Source organism: Tenacibaculum sp. Mcav3-52, assembly GCF_022347665.1.
GTDB lineage: Bacteria > Bacteroidota > Bacteroidia > Flavobacteriales > Flavobacteriaceae > Polaribacter > Polaribacter mesophilus.
The window spans coordinates 230,063-246,681 of record NZ_JAKRGE010000001.1; the positions used below are offsets into that span (position 1 = coordinate 230,063).

Sequence of the window (16,619 nt, forward strand, 5' to 3'; positions counted from 1 at the left end):
ATTCTTTCTTTATCTTACTTACGTAATTTGAATATCATTGGTTTTTTAAAACTTTAGGCTACTACTAGCGTAGCCATAAAGTTCCAAAATCAACTAGCTTAAAAGATTTTTTCTTTATATCTTTTTAAATGTTAATGTTATTGAAGTATCTGTTGTACTTTGTAATGTAAGTAAAGTGCTTGTATAAGTAGTTACAACCCATTCATTACCTAAAGCGCTTACAACAGTTCCCGCTTCAAACTCAACTTCTAAAAGGACTCTTGTATCTGATTCTACATCATATTCTCCTTCGATATTTTCTAAAGTTGTGTTTACTATATTTCTTGCTATTAATTTCCCTTCATTTGTAAATTCTATAGTATATGCAGCATATTCGTCAGCTTTTTCTACTCCTGCCTGAATAAAGCTTTCTACCTTAAATTTAGCTTTACTGATAATGGTTTCTAACTCGTCGGCTGCTACTTCTGCTGCTTCCTCTTCTTCTTCATAAGAGGTACACTCTTCAATAGCGTCTTCAAATTCAGAATCACTATTAACTTTCACAGAACTGCCGTTATTTAAAGTTATAGTTATTGGATACTTAACAGAGAATAATTCGCTTGAATCTAAGCTATCTACAAAGTTGTACAACTGTTTTTCCGATTCGATTACAACAGTACCTGTTTGTTCTAAATTAACATCATAAGTGAGCATTGATATTGGATATTCTATTTTTGCACAAGAGATAGCATCCTCCATTTCATCTGATGCTTCATCACATTTTCTATTTAATTCTTCCAATTCTGTTTGCGAAGTTATAGTTACTTCTGTATAGTTATTTAACTTTACTGTTATTGGAAAATTAAAAACTACGGTATCATCATCATCATTAAACTCATCCATTATTTCAAGAACTAAACTATAGTCTAATTCATTTATAATAGTCACTTCTTTACCGTTTATAGTTGCTGTTATTGGAAACAATAACTCAGCACATGAATTTCCATCCAAAAAATCATCTTCTGATCCATCGTTCATACCTGTTCTTTTATACTTCTTTGCCGTTTCAGAAGTTGGGGTATTTGCATTTGGATTTGTACCTACTTGTTCATTTTCTTCTGATTGACATGAGGTAAAAATTGTCAAAGTAGCTAATGCAAGTATGGTTATTAATTTTATCGTTTTCATCTTAATAAATTTTAATTTTTTAAACATTTGTTTTTTGAGCTCTTTCTGTCCTTTAGAAAACTATAAATCGTTTTACCCTACCTTTGTTTTCGATTTTTTTTCTATTTTAACTCTATAAAAGCATTCATATGACTAAAAAATCACTGTGTAATGAGGAAGACTTTAATGCGTTTTACAAATCTAATATTCAATTCGTTACTAACTTCTCATCTTATAAATCTAACGATAAAGATACTGCCCTAGATTTAATACAAGAAGCTTTTTTAAAAATGTGGGAAAAATGTTCAGAAATATCATATGAAAAGGCAAAATCGTACTTATTTACTAGTGTAAACAACCTTTTTTTAAACAAATTAAAGCATGAAAAAGTTGTTTTAAACTATGCTAAAAGCGCTCCGTATTTGGATATAAATAATCAAAGTCCGGAATATTTATTAGAAGAAGAAGAGTTTAAAAACAAACTAAAAAATGCTATTGAAAATTTAACAGAGGCTGAACGAGAGGTTTTTTTAATGAATAGAATAGACGGTAAAAAATATCGAGAAATTGCTGAGTTACTAAATATCTCGCAAAAAGCTGTTGAAAAAAGGATGTCTTCAGCATTAAAAAAATTGAGATCAAAAATAGAATTATTGTAAGGGTAGGGAAATTTACTTCTTTATTGTCTAAAAGTTAGTTAAGCACAAAATGAAAGATGAACAATACATATTAAAATGGTTAAACGGAGAAATCTCCGATGAAGAACTGTTTCTATTAAAACAAGATAAAAACTTTAAAAATCTTGAAAAAATAGCGCATTATTCTTCTCACATAGAAACTCCTAAAGTGGATATTGAAAAGGCTTTTAAAGAATTTGAATTGAAAAAAGCTACTACTAAAAAAAGTAAGGTTGTTCCATTAAACTACAAGAACTTTTATAAATATGCTGCCGCAGTTATTGTTTTACTAGTTTCTTCTTATTTCTTACTTTTCAATAATTCAGTAAACTTTAGTACCCAATATGCAGAAACAAAAACCTTTAACTTACCAGATGAATCTGAAGTGATTTTAAATGCAAATTCCACTGTATCTTTCAACAAAAAGGATTGGAAAAATAGTAGAGATATACAACTTAAGGGAGAAGCTTTTTTTAAAGTCAAAAAAGGAAAATCTTTTACCGTAAATACTTCTATTGGAAAAGTTACTGTTTTAGGAACCCAATTTAACGTTAAAGAAAGAAAGAATTATTTTGAAGTAAAAACTTACGAAGGTTTAGTTAGTGTAGACTATAACAACTCATTAATTAAATTAGCTAAGGGAAAAATATTTAAAGTTGTAAATGGTAAAATTGACACTTTAAATACTTTTAATATTAATAATAAATCTTGGTTACAAGATGAGTCTAATTTTAAAAGTACTCCTTTACAATTTGTATTAGACGACTTACAAAACCAATATGGTTATGTTATAAAAACTAAGGATGTTAATTTAGAACAGCTTTATACTGGTGGTTTTACCCACAAAGACATAAATGTAGCTTTGCAAGCAGTTACAATTCCTTTACAATTATCATATAAAATAGAAGAAAAAAGCATTACTATTTACAAGAATGGTCAATAAAAAAACTACTTTTTTATTTCTCTTCCTATTTTCCTTTGCTATCAAAGCACAGGACATTATTACCAAAAATTTACTGAAAGATGTCTTGGTTGAAATTGAAAAAAAACATCAGGTAACTTTTACGTATTCTGATAAGGATTTAGAAAGTGTATACATTGACAAACCTGATGATAGTTTATCATTATCTGAAACTATAAACTACTTAGAATCTGTTACTATCTTTAATTTTAAAATTTTAGATAATCGGTTTATTACTGTATCGTACTTAAAAAAGAAAATTCCTATTTGTGGAACAATAGTAAACAGTAATACACTTGAACCATTGGTTTTAGCTACCATCTTAGTTAATAATACTAGTAATGGAACTACATCTAATACTAACGGTGAATTCAACATCAACTCAGTTCCTGCAAATGCAAACATTACTATTTCTTACATTGGATACAAACCTATTATACTACCAGCCAAAGATTTATTCTCTCAAAACTTGTGTAAAGAAATATATCTAGAAAGTTTGTCAGAAGAGTTATCAGAAGTAATTATTCCTAACTTTTTAACTACTGGTCTCCAAAAGAACATCGATGGAGGTACCGTTTTAAAAACTAAAAATTTCGGAATTCTTCCAGGGTTAATAGAACCAGACATTTTAAAAACGATTAAAGTACTTCCTGGTGTAGAAAGTGTGAATGAAAGTGTATCGAACATTAATGTGCGAGGCGGAACAAACGATCAAAACTTAATGCTTTGGGATGGAATTAAGATGTACCACACTAGTCATTTTTTTGGTTTAATTTCTGCATATAATCCATATTTAACAGAAAAAGCTACAGTGACCAAAAATGGTACTAGTACAAAGTTTAGCGATGGTGTTTCCAGTACCGTAAACATGCAAACCAACAACAAAATTACTGACACATTCTCTGGAGGTGCTGGTTTTAATTTGCTAAGTGCAGACGCTTTTTTACAGGCTCCTATAACTAAAAAACTCGAAATTCATGCTTCAGCAAGGAGGTCTTATACCGATTTTTTTGATACCCCAACCTACGACAAATATTTTAGTAGAAGCTTTCAAGAAAACTCTATAGCTTCCAATAAAGAAAGTGAAGCCTCTACTGATTTCTACTTCTATGATTACTCTTTTAAAGTGTTATATGACATCAATAAAAATCATTCATTAAGAGCTAATTTAATAAGTATAAAAAACAACTTAGAATACACAGAAGAATATACAAACAATGGTTCAACAGTAGAAGAAAACAGTAATTTAAAACAAGAGAATCTTGGAGCTAATATTAGTTGGAATGCCAATTGGTCGCCCAAATTTTCTACAGAACTCTCTACTTTTATTTCTGATTATACAATAAATTCATCAGACTTTAACAGAGAAACTGATCAATTTCAAACTCAATTTAACAAGGTTTTAGAGTCTGAAATTAGGCTTATTACTAATCATCATTTTTCAGATGTTTTTCAACTTACAAACGGTGCTGTTTTTAATGAAATAGGTGTTTCTAACAAAACAACAGTTAATGCTCCTACATTTTCTAAATCTGTAAAAGAAGTTTTACTTAAATCTGCTCTTTTTTCTGAGGTAGTTTATCGTAAGAATAACACTTATGCTAGAGTAGGTTTTCGTGCTAATTATTTTCACGATTTTAATAAACTTATCATAGAACCAAGGATTAACTTAAGACAACAACTTTATAATAGTCTATTTTTAAAATTAAAAGGAGAGTTTAAAAATCAAACAACTGCACAGAAGATAGATTTTCAAGACAACTTTTTAGGTATAGAAAAAAGAAGATGGATTTTGGCTGACAATGATAAAACGCCTATTATTAAAAGTAAACAAGTATCTTTTGGAGCAGAGTATTCAAAAAATAACTTACAAATAGATCTTACTGGTTTTTATAAATTTGTTGATGGTATAACTGTTGCCAATCAAGGTTTTTATAACAATGTTCAAACACTAAATTCTATAGGAAACTATAAGGTAAAAGGTATTGAATTTTTAATTAATAAAAGAACTAAAAAACTTAGTAGTTGGTTAAGCTACTCCTTTACGGAAAATAATTATACATTTGAAACTTTTACTCCTGATACTTTTCCTAGTAGTTTAGATATCACACACTCTTTTAGTAGTGCCATTAACTATAACATTACCAATAATTTTAAGCTCTCTTTAGGTGCTATTCTACGTTCGGGAACCCCATACACAAAACCTGTAAAAGACAATGAAACCATTCAAGACGGTAATAGAGTTATTGTAAATTATGATACTCCAAATAAAGAAAGGCATTCTAATTTCTTCAGAATTAATGCTTCTGGAAGCTATAACTTTAATTTCACAAAAAATCTAAAATCAACTATAAGAGTTGGTTTCACAAATATTAGCAACAGAAACAATATAATAAACACCTATTATATTGTTGATGAAAATAATACAGATAATGTAAAAGAAATAAATACGTATTCTTTACCATTCACCCCCAACCTTAGCTTTAGAATTAACTTCTAAGATTATTAATTATAAACTTCATTTAATTTTTAACATTATTCACTTCAAAAAACATCGTAACATTTTCTTAACTTTGCTCCTCTAAAAATTGAATGTATGGGATTACAGTTGCAACAAATAGACAGAGTAGAAACCATTACTAAAGAAGACTTTATTAAAAATTACTTCAAGCCTCAAAAACCTGTGGTTATTGAGCGTTTTATTGAAGATTGGCCAGCTTATAATAAATGGTCTTTAGATTATATGAAGCAGATAGCAGGAGATAAGACTGTTCCGTTATATGATGACAGGCCTGTAGATTATAAAGATGGTTTTAATGAACCTCACGCAACAATGAAAATGAGTGAATATGTAGATTTACTAAAACGCGAACCTACTAAGTTTAGAATTTTCTTATGGAATATTTTAAAGGAAGTACCTCAGTTACAAAAAGATTTTACCTTTCCTGATTTTGGTTTACGTTTAATGAAAGGCTTACCAATGCTGTTTTTTGGTGGGCGTGATTCGTATACATTCATGCATTATGATATTGATTTAGCCAATATCTTTCACTTTCATTTTGAAGGAAAAAAGAAATGTATTTTGTTTGATCAAAAGCAAAATAAATTCCTGTATAAGATTCCTCACTCATTAATAACCCGTGAAGATATTGATTTTAACGAACCAGATTTTGAAAAATGGCCTGCGCTTAAAAATGCCAAAGGACATGTTACAGAACTTGAGCACGGGAACGTTTTGTATATGCCTGAAGGATATTGGCATTATATGCGTTATGTAACACCTGGTTTTTCAATGAGTTTACGTGCTATTGCTCGTAATCCTAAAAACTTAGGAAAAGCTATTTATAATGTTTTTGTTATGCGTACTATAGATAATATTATGCGCCGTATTAAAGGACAAAAATGGATTGATTGGAAAAATGAGCAAGCTATAATTAGAACAAATAAAGCTAATAAGATTGTATAAATCTCTTATAAACTATGTAAACTTTTACATGCGTTTATCTATATATATCAATTTAGTTTTACAAAAAATTTATTGAAGAGTTATTTCTACAGCTTAAATACTCTAAAAATGATATTTTTAGTAAAAATCATAAAACTTACTTAAAAAAATAGAAACATAGACATCAAGAGGGCTTAATAGCTTCACTACATCTTTTTATACTTACTCGTATTTAAATAGTTCCAAATTGAATGTTATTGTGTTTTTTATTGTATTGGATGTTATTTGGTTAAACACACCTTGATATTTTGTCATCCCAAAACTTAATTAAAAAAACTTAAAGAGAGCCTTAAAGGAATAAGCTCTCATTTTTCACAAATGATGTAGTAATAAGAAAATCTAAGCTGTTAATAAAACACTAAAAACAATGTTTAACGTATTATACGCTGTGGAACTAAACTAAGTAAGTTAACTAACCATTATGCCTATTTAAATAACCCTTTAAAAGGGCTATAAAGCAGTTTTAACGACTTCTTTTTATTGGCCCTGTAAAATCGTCAATATTATCTTTTACTTCGTTTACTTCTCTATTTATATCTTTAACAAAGTCTGTATCTATACCTTGTTTTTTGGCACTGTCATTAATCTCTCTTTTTATATCATTCGTAGCGTCTTTAATTTGACGCATACCCTTTCCTAACCCTCTGGCTATTTCAGGAATTTTATCTGCACCAAATAACATAACCACTATTAATAAGATTACAAAAATCTCAGGTCCACCAATAAATAAAAATATTCCATTCATTACTGCAAAGATAATTAATTTAAGCTTCTTATATTTTTTTGAATTAAAAAAAAGCAACCAAAACTTGGTTGCTTTTAATTGTATAATGATAAAAGTATTTTTTTAGTCTGCTAAAATAATTACTTTATTATCTTTCATTTCAATAGTACCAGATTTTATTTTCATAATTAAAATCTTATCATCTTCTGGTAGTCTTTCTATACTTCCATGTAAATCATCAAAAACTAGGTGCTCTTGAGTATGGACGTGCACTTTAATTTTACCTTGACTTAAAATAGATACTACTGGTGCGTGGTTATCTAATATTTGGAACTCTCCATTTATACCCGGAACTGCTACAGAATCAACTTCTGATGAAAATAAGATAGCTTCTGGTGTTACAATTTCTAAATACATATTTTAATGCTTTAGGCTTTAAGCTTTTGCTTAAAGCAATTAATTATGCTTCTGCTAACATTTTTTCTCCAGCATCAATTGCTTCTTGAATTGATCCTTTTAAGTTGAATGCTGCTTCAGGATATTTATCTAATTCACCATCCATAATCATGTTGAATCCCTTAATAGTGTCTTTAATATCTACTAATACACCTGGAATTCCTGTGAATTGCTCAGCTACGTGGAATGGTTGAGATAAGAAACGCTGTACACGACGTGCTCTATGAACTACCAACTTATCTTCTTCAGATAATTCTTCCATACCTAAGATTGCAATAATATCTTGTAATTCTTTATAACGTTGTAGTATTTCTTTTACTCTTTGTGCACAGTTATAGTGCTCATCTCCTAAAACATCAGCAGTTAAAATTCTTGATGTAGAATCTAATGGGTCTACCGCTGGATAAATACCTAACTCAGCAATTTTACGAGATAATACTGTAGTAGCATCTAAGTGAGCAAACGTTGTTGCTGGTGCTGGATCCGTTAAATCATCCGCAGGTACATAAACCGCTTGTACAGATGTAATAGATCCTTTCTTAGTAGAAGTAATACGCTCTTGCATTGCTCCCATCTCTGTTGCTAATGTTGGTTGATATCCTACCGCTGATGGCATACGTCCTAATAAAGCCGACACCTCTGAACCTGCTTGTGTAAAACGGAAAATATTATCTACGAAAAATAATACATCTTTCCCTTGTGCTTCACCAGCTCCGTCACGGAAATACTCAGCAATTGTTAATCCAGATAAAGCTACACGAGCACGTGCTCCTGGTGGCTCATTCATCTGACCGAATACGAAAGTTGCTTTAGAATCTCTCATTCCTGGTTTATCAACTTTAGATAAATCCCATCCTCCATCTTCCATAGAGTGCATAAAATCATCACCATATTTGATAATTCCAGACTCTAACATTTCACGTAATAAATCATTACCTTCACGAGTTCTTTCACCTACACCTGCAAATACAGATAAACCTCCGTGTCCTTTTGCAATATTGTTAATTAACTCCTGAATTAAAACTGTTTTTCCTACTCCTGCTCCTCCAAATAATCCAATTTTACCTCCTTTTGCATAAGGTTCAATTAAATCAATTACTTTAATCCCTGTAAATAGTACTTCGGTAGAAGTTGATAATTCTTCAAATTTTGGTGCTTGACGGTGAATCGGTAAACCAGCTTCACCTTCTTTAGGTAAATCTCCTAATCCATCAATTGCATCTCCTGTTACATTAAATAAACGACCGTAGATATCATTACCTATTGGCATTTGAATTGGGTTACCTGTAGCAATTACTTCTTGCCCCCTTTGTAAACCATCAGTTGCATCCATAGAAATGGTACGAACTGTATCTTCACCAATGTGTTGTTGAACTTCTAAAACTAAAGTTGAACCGTCTGCTTTTTTAATTTCTAACGAGTCATAGATCTTTGGTAATTCAGCATTTTCTGTATTAAACTCAACATCGATTACTGGACCAATAATTTGAGAAACTTTACCTGTTATTGTAGACATTACTATATGTAATTAAAGTTATTTTATTTACTATATGAGTTTTAACTCATTTTTTCAAGGTGCAAAGGTAATTTTTTTAGTGGAATTTAAAAAACCTTTCGTAAGTATTTTTACATAAAAAAAAGCCTCACATTTGTGAGGCTTTTATTGATATTGTGATTGTAATTAAATTACTTTACTAATTTAATCTCAACACGTCTGTTTTCAGCTCTACCAGCTCTTGTTTTGTTATCAGCGATTGGATAATCTTCACCAAAACCTGCAGAAGTTAATCTTTTTGAATCAATTCCACCTTTAGTGATTAAGTAATCTAAAACAGCCTTAGCTCTTTTTTCTGATAATCTTTGGTTTAACTTGTTTGACCCTGAACTATCAGTGTGACCTTGAATGCTAAAGTTAGCTTTTGGGTACTCCTTCATAATTCCTGCGATTAAATCTAATTTACCAGTAGTACCAGTTCTAAAAGAAGTTTTTCCTGAATTAAAATAGATAGCTCTTGCAAACTCGTTTAATTTCTTAACAGCTTCTTCCTTAATTACTACTTCAGGACATCCGTTGTTAGATGCTACACCTGCTTCATTTGGACATTTATCGTCTTTGTCTAATACTCCGTCTCCATCAGTATCTGGCCAAGGACAACCATTGTTTGCAGCTGGACCAGCAGTATTTGGACACTTATCTTTTCCGTCTACAACACCGTCTCCATCAGCATCTGGACATCCGTTGTTAGCTTTAGTTCCTTTTTCAGTTGGACAAGCATCATCTTTATCAGCGATACCATCTCCATCAGCATCAGGACAACCATTTAAAGCAGCTAAACCAGCAACTTCTGGACATGCATCGTCAGAATCTTTAATTCCGTCTCCGTCAGTATCAGGACACCCGTTGAATTCTTTTAATCCAGCAACTTCTGGACATGCATCATCCTTGTCATATACACCATCTCCGTCAGTATCTTTTCCTCCGAATTTAAATACTAAACCAATAGAGTGTTGGAAGTGATCTTGCACCTTATCAGCAAATTCTTTTTTCCCTCCAGATTGGAAGTTTAACCCTAAGTTATCGTTAAACCAAGTATTAAATCCTAAACCAGCATTTAACATTCCTTCTCCTTCGTCAGCTAAAGAAGTATAACCTCCACCAACATATACATAAGGATCGAACCATCCTGTTTCACCGAATAAGTTGTTTAAGTCATACTTTACGTTAGCATCGATAGCCCAGTAAAGCTCATCCATATCATCCTCCTCACGGAAAGTTTCAATTTTATTTAATGATCCTGCTAATTGTAATGTAAACCCATCGTTTAAGTATCTATCAACAGTTACTCTTGAAATTGATGGTAAGATATTCCAGTCACTAGTACCGATGTAATCTTTAGCATAATCTCCAAATTTCGTAGGAATCCTAACGTCTACTGCGTTAACTCCGAAACCAACCGCCCAAGGGTTGTCTGAATCCTGTGCGCTAACGTTTACAGCAGCAAACGCAAATAAAGCCATCACAGCTAATTTTAATTGTTTCATTATTAAAAATTTAAATTAAAAGTTCGTTTATATATTACGCAAATGTAAGTTGTTCAAACTTATTTACAAAAACAAATCTACAAAAACTTACAATAAATACAAGTTTTTGAAGGACTAATTTATATCACTTTCAGCTCTTTCCCAACCTTTACAAATGCTTTTATAGCCTTGTCTAGATGGTCTTTATCATGAGCTGCAGACAACTGTACTCTAATTCTTGCTTGTTCTTTTGGAACTACTGGATAAAAGAAGCCAATGACATAAATGCCTTCTTCTAACAACCTATTTGCCATTACTTGTGATAATTTAGCATCGTACAACATAACTGGAACAATTGCAGCATCAGCTCCTACTAAATCAAACCCTGCTTTTTCCATTTCAGTACGGAAATAGTTAGTATTCCACTCTAGTTTATCACGCAATGTAGTATCATTAGCTAATAAATCAAATACTTTTAAAGATGCTCCTACAATAGCAGGTGCTAATGAGTTTGAAAATAAATATGGACGTGAACGTTGGCGTAAAATTTCTATAATTTCTTTCTTTCCTGTGGTATATCCTCCCATGGCTCCACCAAGTGCTTTCCCTAAGGTTCCTGTAACAATATCAACACGATCCATTACATTTTTTAACTCTACAGTTCCTCTACCTGTTTTTCCAATAAACCCAGCTGCATGACATTCATCTACCATTACCATAGCATCGTACTTATCTGCTAAATCACAAATTTCATCTAACTTCGCTACGATTCCGTCCATAGAAAAAACTCCATCAGTTACAATAATTTTAAAACGATGTCCTTGCTTATTTGCCTCAATTAATTGCTCTTCTAATGATGCCATATCGTTATTATCATAACGATAACGTGCTGCCTTACACAAACGCACTCCATCAATAATAGATGCATGGTTTAAACTATCAGAAATAATAGCATCTTCTTTGGTTAATAATGGCTCGAAAACACCTCCATTGGCATCAAAAGCTGCTGCATATAAAATAGTGTCCTCAGTAGTATAAAAATCAGCAATCTTTTTTTCTAGTCGCTTGTGAATATCTTGCGTTCCACAAATAAAACGTACGGATGACATTCCAAAACCATGCGTATCCATTGTGTCTTTTGCTGCTTGAATTACTTCTGGATGATTTGACAACCCTAAGTAGTTATTAGCACAAAAGTTAATCACTTCTTCTCCTGTAGATATTTTTATCACTGCGTCTTGTGATGAAGTAATAATTCGTTCTGACTTATATAATCCAGCATCTTTTATATCCTGAATTTCTTGTTGTAATTGTTCTTTTATTTTTCCGTACATAATTTATGTTTGAAAGTTGTTTGCTATAATGGGTCAAAGTTAGTTGTTAAACTTCTTCAACCAAAATTTCTTCGTCAATATATACAAGTAGTTTTTTCAACACCTTAAAATTCAATGCTTGTAATACTCTTCCATATCGCAATAATTGCTGATGATATGCTTTAGAGGGCTTCCCTGTTTTGTAATCTATAATCACGACTTCGTCTTTCGAATAAAAAACTAACCTATCTGGAATTACTATTTGCCCATCAATATCTACAATTTCTCTCTCGTTAAACACTACAACTTCTTCAGAAAAATATTCTTTTAACTCAGAGTGATTTGCTATTTGTTGTATATTTTTTATTACTTCAGATGATTTTTCTCGTGGCAATACTCCTTGCTGTTCATAACGATAAACCACTTTCTCAACATCTTCTTTCGTCTTTATTTCTGCCATCATTTCATGAACCAAATTACCAAACTCAATAGCTTTTCCTTGTTCTGTATCCCATAATTTTGATGCACTTGCCAGCATATGTATATTATGTTCTTTCCAAGGTGTAGATATAAAGCACTCTTGTATTTGAACTCCTGATGCTTTCTCTTTTAAAATACTTACCCTTTCTTTATTTCCAAAGGAATACTCCAAAACTTCATCATTCCATTCACCTACCTTTTTTAGGTAGTTAATAAATACTCCCGAGTAAAAATTCGTATTTTCTTCTCCTTTGGATGAAATTTTATTTTCTGTTACAATATATAATTGCTCAACAGCCCTAGTGAGTGCTACATATAATAAATTGAAATTATCTAATTCCAGCTCTTCTCTTTGTTGTTCATAAATCTCAAAACCTCTATCATTCACATAATTCAACTCTTTATTAAAAGGAACGAGTAATTCTTTAAACTTGTCGTAATTCTCTGGTAATTCATTTAACCAAACCTTAGGATTTACTTGTCGGTAAATGTCCAAATCGTATGGAAAAATAACTACTGGAAATTCTAAACCTTTTGATTTATGAATTGTCATAACCTGTACCGCATTTCCACTCTCAGGAGCTACAATGCTCAGCTTATCTTTTTTTTCCGACCAATAATCTAAAAATTCTTGAATACTTGTTCCTTTTCGTTGTTGTTCTAAAACCACATCTAAAAAGAATTGCACATAGGCATCTGATGAAGCTATTAGCTGAAAACTTCTAATAATTTCCTCTATTTTCTCGTAAAAAGGTAACTGATGAAATGTAGATAAATCAAAAGATGTTCCATATTCTTTTAACTCTAAAAAGAGTTTTTCATTTGGTTGATGTATTAAACTATCGATAAACAAGTGCTTATCTTTAGCTACTTTTAAATGTTCTTGCAAAAAATAAAGCATTTCCAGACAGGTTTCCTTATCATTTGGATGCTGAATTACTTGCAAAACATTTACTATAAAATTGACTTTAGAACTATTTTCTAACAGTAATGTTTCCGAGGAAACTATATCAATTCCGTTTTCAGATAAGTAATTTGCTACTGCAATTCCATCTTTCTTTTTACGAACTAAAATACAAATCTCATTCAGCGTAAAGTCAGCTTCTAAATTTTTAACAAGCTCTAAAACTTTCTTTGGATACTTAATTCCTTCCTCTTCTTTATTTTCTTCTTTCCTTAAAAAAGAAAGCGAGACATATCCCCCTTTTTTAGCAGTTGTTAATTGTTTATTTCCTTCAATAAATAATTGTTTATATGATTCGTTTTGAAGAAAATTTGCTGTATGTTGAAAGAACTGATTATTAAAATTAATCACCTCAGCATAACTTCTAAAATTAGTTTCTAAAGTCCTTACTTCTTTAGAAATTTGAAACGGATTATCTTTTTCTGAACCCAATCCTATAAATTGTTCTGATTTACCTCCACGCCAACGATAAATTGCTTGTTTTCCATCACCTACCAACAACAAATTACTATTTTCTTGTGCTAGCGCATTATCTATTAACGGTATTAAATTTTGCCATTGTAAGGTTGATGTATCTTGCATTTCATCAATAAAATAATGCATAAATCGTTGCCCGATTCGCTCGTAAATAAACGGAGCAGGTTGGTCTTTGATGTTTTCAGAAATTAAATGATTGAACTCTGCATTCAATCGTAAATTATTTTCTTCTTTTAAGTGTGTTAATTCTTGATTGATATTGTTTAAAACTGCTAATGGAATAATACTTTTCAACGCTAGCTTATTCATTGAAAACTGTTGATATAACTTTTCCGATTCAGTGTACAAACTCAATAACTTTGGCAAAACCCCCTCAATTGCAGATTTTATATCCTCTGATTTTGATTTTGAATAAAAGTTACCCTCCTCAATTCGTTCCCTTAATTTACTTTGATCAAAAAACTTTGCTTTTTCAGGATTTTTAGACAGTGCTACAAAATGATTTGGCAACATTGATCGGTAAAAATCTTTATGATCTAGCTGTACTGATTGAATAGCTTGCAAAGCTTCTTCTCCAATTTCTTTCCAACGTTTTTTTATTTGCGTTTGATGTTTTGACAACTTTGTTTTTAGATTAGTAAAATCGGCAAGTTCGTTATCAGCTAGGTTTTTAAAATGCTTGGTATCATCTTCATTCAACAAAATTTTAGCAAACTCATTTAATTCACGAGAGATATCCCATGATTTATCATCATCTGCTTTATCTAGAGAAAAATCAATAAGTAATTTAGTCAACGCTTCATCACTTCCTATTTTTGAAATCAGTACATCTACTGCTTCATTTAGCAAAGAAACAGCATCCATTTCCACTTCAAAATTAAGTGGTAGCCCTAAATCATAAGCAAAACTCTTAATAATTTTATGTGTAAAACTATCAATCGTAGTAATTGAAAAAGCAGAATAATTTCGAAGAATTTCATTTAATATTTTTTTACTTCGGTCTTTTACAACACTTCTATCAAGTGAAGTTTCTTCTATTATAATTTCTAGTAAGTCATTTGCTTCTCCTTCTGCAAAAGCTTGTAAGTTATTTAATACACGCTCTTTCATTTCACCAGCCGCCTTGTTGGTAAACGTAATTGCTAATATTTTTTGAAAGCGAAAAATATCTTCAGATTGGAGTAACACCTTGAGGTATTCTTTTACTAATGTAAAAGTTTTACCACTACCAGCAGAGGCATTGTATACTTGAAAAGTTGACGGGTTTTCTAACAAAGTAAAATATAATTAGGTAAGCAATTTAACCAAAAAAAGATTCCCGCTTTTGCGGGAATTGTACTTTTATGTTTCATACGAGGTTTTTTCTATCCTAAACCAACATCTAACGACATCATTACTATAAACCCACCAATAAAACCTAAGGTAGCAATATCAGTATATTTATCTCGTTGGGTTTCAGGAATTACTTCTTCAACTACTACAAAAATCATCGCTCCTGCAGCAAATGCTAATGCATAAGGTAAAATTGGCGTAAAAAAAGATACCGCTACTGCACCTAGAACTGCTGCCATAGGCTCAACGATAGCTGATAATTGTCCGTACCAAAAACTTTTAAAACGACTTACGCCTTGTCTTCTTAATGGCATTGCAACTGCAAATCCTTCTGGGAAATTTTGAATTCCAATACCAATAGCTAGCGAAATAGCAGCAATTATCATTTCGGTTTGCTCTACCCCAACCATGGTTGAAGCTGCTCCAAACAACACTCCTACTGCCAAACCTTCTGGAATATTGTGTAAGGTAATTGCCAAAACCAACAAAGTTGTTTTATGCCAATTTGTTTTAACTCCTTCAACTTCGTCTTCTTTAAAATTAATATGCAAATGTGGCAACCATTTATCCATTCCAAAAAGCGCCAAAGCCCCCAGAGCAAACCCTATTGCCGAAGGAAGTACTTTTACAAATCCTTCACCCGGACTGTTATCAATTGCAGGTGATAGCAAACTCCAAAAACTTGCTGCCACCATTACTCCTCCTGTAAAACCAAGCATTCCATCTAAAACAGCTCTATTCATTTTTTTAAAAAAGAATACTAAACTTGCTCCTAAAGCAGTTAAGCCCCAAGTAAATAACGAGGCATACAATGCTGCTTGAATTGGGTGTTCTTTACCAAAACTTACTAGTTGATTAAATAAATCCATTTATAAAATTATTTCTTATTATTTGCTTAACGTGGTTTTTGAATATATAGATTGCTTGCTATTTTATTAGATACTGTAAGAGTTTTCCCATCCATTTCTATGACTAAAGAACCATCAAAAGGCTCTTTTTCTACCACTTTTATTTGTTTCCCTAATGCTATTTCTTGCTTATCTAAAAATCGTAAAAACTCTGAAGAACTATCATCAACACCAACGCAAACACCTATTTCATTTTTCTTTAAAGTAGACAACAAACTTTTTTCTATTATTTGCAAGTTTCCTTCTTTGTCTGGAATAGGGTCTCCATGCGGATCTCTTTTTGGATAATCTAAAAAAGCATCTAATTCGTTAATTAATTTTGGAGATTTAATATGCTCTAACTGTTCTGCTACTTCATGCACTTCATCCCAAGAAAAATTAAGCTTATCTACCAAGAAAACTTCCCATAACCTATGTTTACGAACAATATTTACTGCTATTTTCTTTCCAAAATCAGTTAATGTTACTCCTTGGTATTTTTTATAGCTAACTACGTTTTTTTCTGATAATTTTTTAACCATATCAGTTACTGAAGAAGCTTTTGTATCTAACTTCTTTGCAATCGCATTCGTGCTAATTCCTTTTTTGTAATCAGCAGCTAAATGATACATTGTTTTTATATAGTTTTCTTCAGATTGACTAAACATTATATTTT

At 31.4% G+C, this 16,619-nt stretch carries 13 protein-coding genes; 4 read left to right on the top strand and 9 right to left on the bottom strand.

The annotated features are described in order from the left end of the window. Positions 1 to 114: 114 nt before the first annotated feature. Entirely contained in the window at positions 115 to 1,167 is a 1,053-nt protein-coding gene (locus tag MHM83_RS01155) for a hypothetical protein (RefSeq protein ID WP_159610950.1), read from the bottom strand. Between the two features lie 128 nt (positions 1,168 to 1,295). Here MHM83_RS01155 and MHM83_RS01160 point away from each other — a divergent pair, with 128 nt between their 5' ends. From MHM83_RS01160 to MHM83_RS01175, 4 genes are all read left to right on the top strand, one after another. Continuing rightward, positions 1,296 to 1,805 carry an RNA polymerase sigma factor gene (locus MHM83_RS01160; protein WP_047790673.1) on the top strand — a complete coding sequence of 170 codons (510 nt, stop codon included), beginning with the start codon at positions 1,296 to 1,298 and terminating at the stop codon, positions 1,803 to 1,805. A gap of 49 nt (positions 1,806 to 1,854) precedes the next feature. Continuing rightward, entirely contained in the window at positions 1,855 to 2,766 is a 912-nt protein-coding gene (locus MHM83_RS01165) for a FecR family protein (RefSeq protein ID WP_173358910.1), read from the top strand. Further along, complete coding sequence (locus MHM83_RS01170) at positions 2,756 to 5,284, top strand: TonB-dependent receptor (protein WP_239178170.1); 2,529 nt, start codon at positions 2,756 to 2,758, stop codon at positions 5,282 to 5,284. The genes MHM83_RS01165 and MHM83_RS01170 overlap by 11 nt, the downstream gene beginning before the upstream one ends. A gap of 96 nt (positions 5,285 to 5,380) precedes the next feature. After that, the gene (locus MHM83_RS01175; RefSeq protein WP_239178171.1) at positions 5,381 to 6,250 is read left to right on the top strand and encodes a cupin-like domain-containing protein; all 870 of its coding nucleotides are present in this window, start codon (positions 5,381 to 5,383) and stop codon (positions 6,248 to 6,250) included. A 502-nt stretch (positions 6,251 to 6,752) separates the two neighbouring features. Here the strand turns inward: MHM83_RS01175 and MHM83_RS01180 are convergent. The 8 genes from MHM83_RS01180 to MHM83_RS01215 form a co-directional block, all read right to left on the bottom strand. Next, positions 6,753 to 7,034 carry a Sec-independent protein translocase subunit TatA/TatB gene (locus tag MHM83_RS01180; RefSeq protein WP_047790677.1) on the bottom strand — a complete coding sequence of 94 codons (282 nt, stop codon included), beginning with the start codon at positions 7,032 to 7,034 and terminating at the stop codon, positions 6,753 to 6,755. 102 nt (positions 7,035 to 7,136) lie between these two features. Further along, positions 7,137 to 7,430, bottom strand: coding sequence for a F0F1 ATP synthase subunit epsilon (locus MHM83_RS01185; RefSeq protein ID WP_047790678.1), 294 nt, complete (start codon positions 7,428 to 7,430; stop codon positions 7,137 to 7,139). 43 nt (positions 7,431 to 7,473) lie between these two features. After that, the gene (gene atpD / locus MHM83_RS01190) at positions 7,474 to 8,985 is read right to left on the bottom strand and encodes a F0F1 ATP synthase subunit beta (RefSeq protein ID WP_047790679.1); all 1,512 of its coding nucleotides are present in this window, start codon (positions 8,983 to 8,985) and stop codon (positions 7,474 to 7,476) included. Positions 8,986 to 9,155: 170 nt separating this feature from the next. Further along, on the bottom strand, positions 9,156 to 10,511 hold the full coding sequence (locus MHM83_RS01195) for an OmpA family protein (protein WP_047790680.1): 1,356 nt from the start codon (positions 10,509 to 10,511) through the stop codon (positions 9,156 to 9,158). A gap of 119 nt (positions 10,512 to 10,630) precedes the next feature. Continuing rightward, on the bottom strand, positions 10,631 to 11,824 hold the full coding sequence (kbl, locus tag MHM83_RS01200; RefSeq protein WP_047790681.1) for a glycine C-acetyltransferase: 1,194 nt from the start codon (positions 11,822 to 11,824) through the stop codon (positions 10,631 to 10,633). Between the two features lie 46 nt (positions 11,825 to 11,870). Further along, positions 11,871 to 14,999, bottom strand: coding sequence for a UvrD-helicase domain-containing protein (locus tag MHM83_RS01205; RefSeq protein ID WP_159610924.1), 3,129 nt, complete (start codon positions 14,997 to 14,999; stop codon positions 11,871 to 11,873). 89 nt (positions 15,000 to 15,088) lie between these two features. Continuing rightward, positions 15,089 to 15,925 (bottom strand): ZIP family metal transporter, encoded by an 837-nt coding sequence (locus MHM83_RS01210; protein ID WP_073182202.1) that lies wholly within the window; start codon positions 15,923 to 15,925, stop codon positions 15,089 to 15,091. Positions 15,926 to 15,951: 26 nt separating this feature from the next. Then, positions 15,952 to 16,611, bottom strand: a complete 660-nt coding sequence (locus MHM83_RS01215) for a metal-dependent transcriptional regulator (protein ID WP_239178172.1) — start codon at positions 16,609 to 16,611, stop codon at positions 15,952 to 15,954. Positions 16,612 to 16,619: the final 8 nt, after the last annotated feature.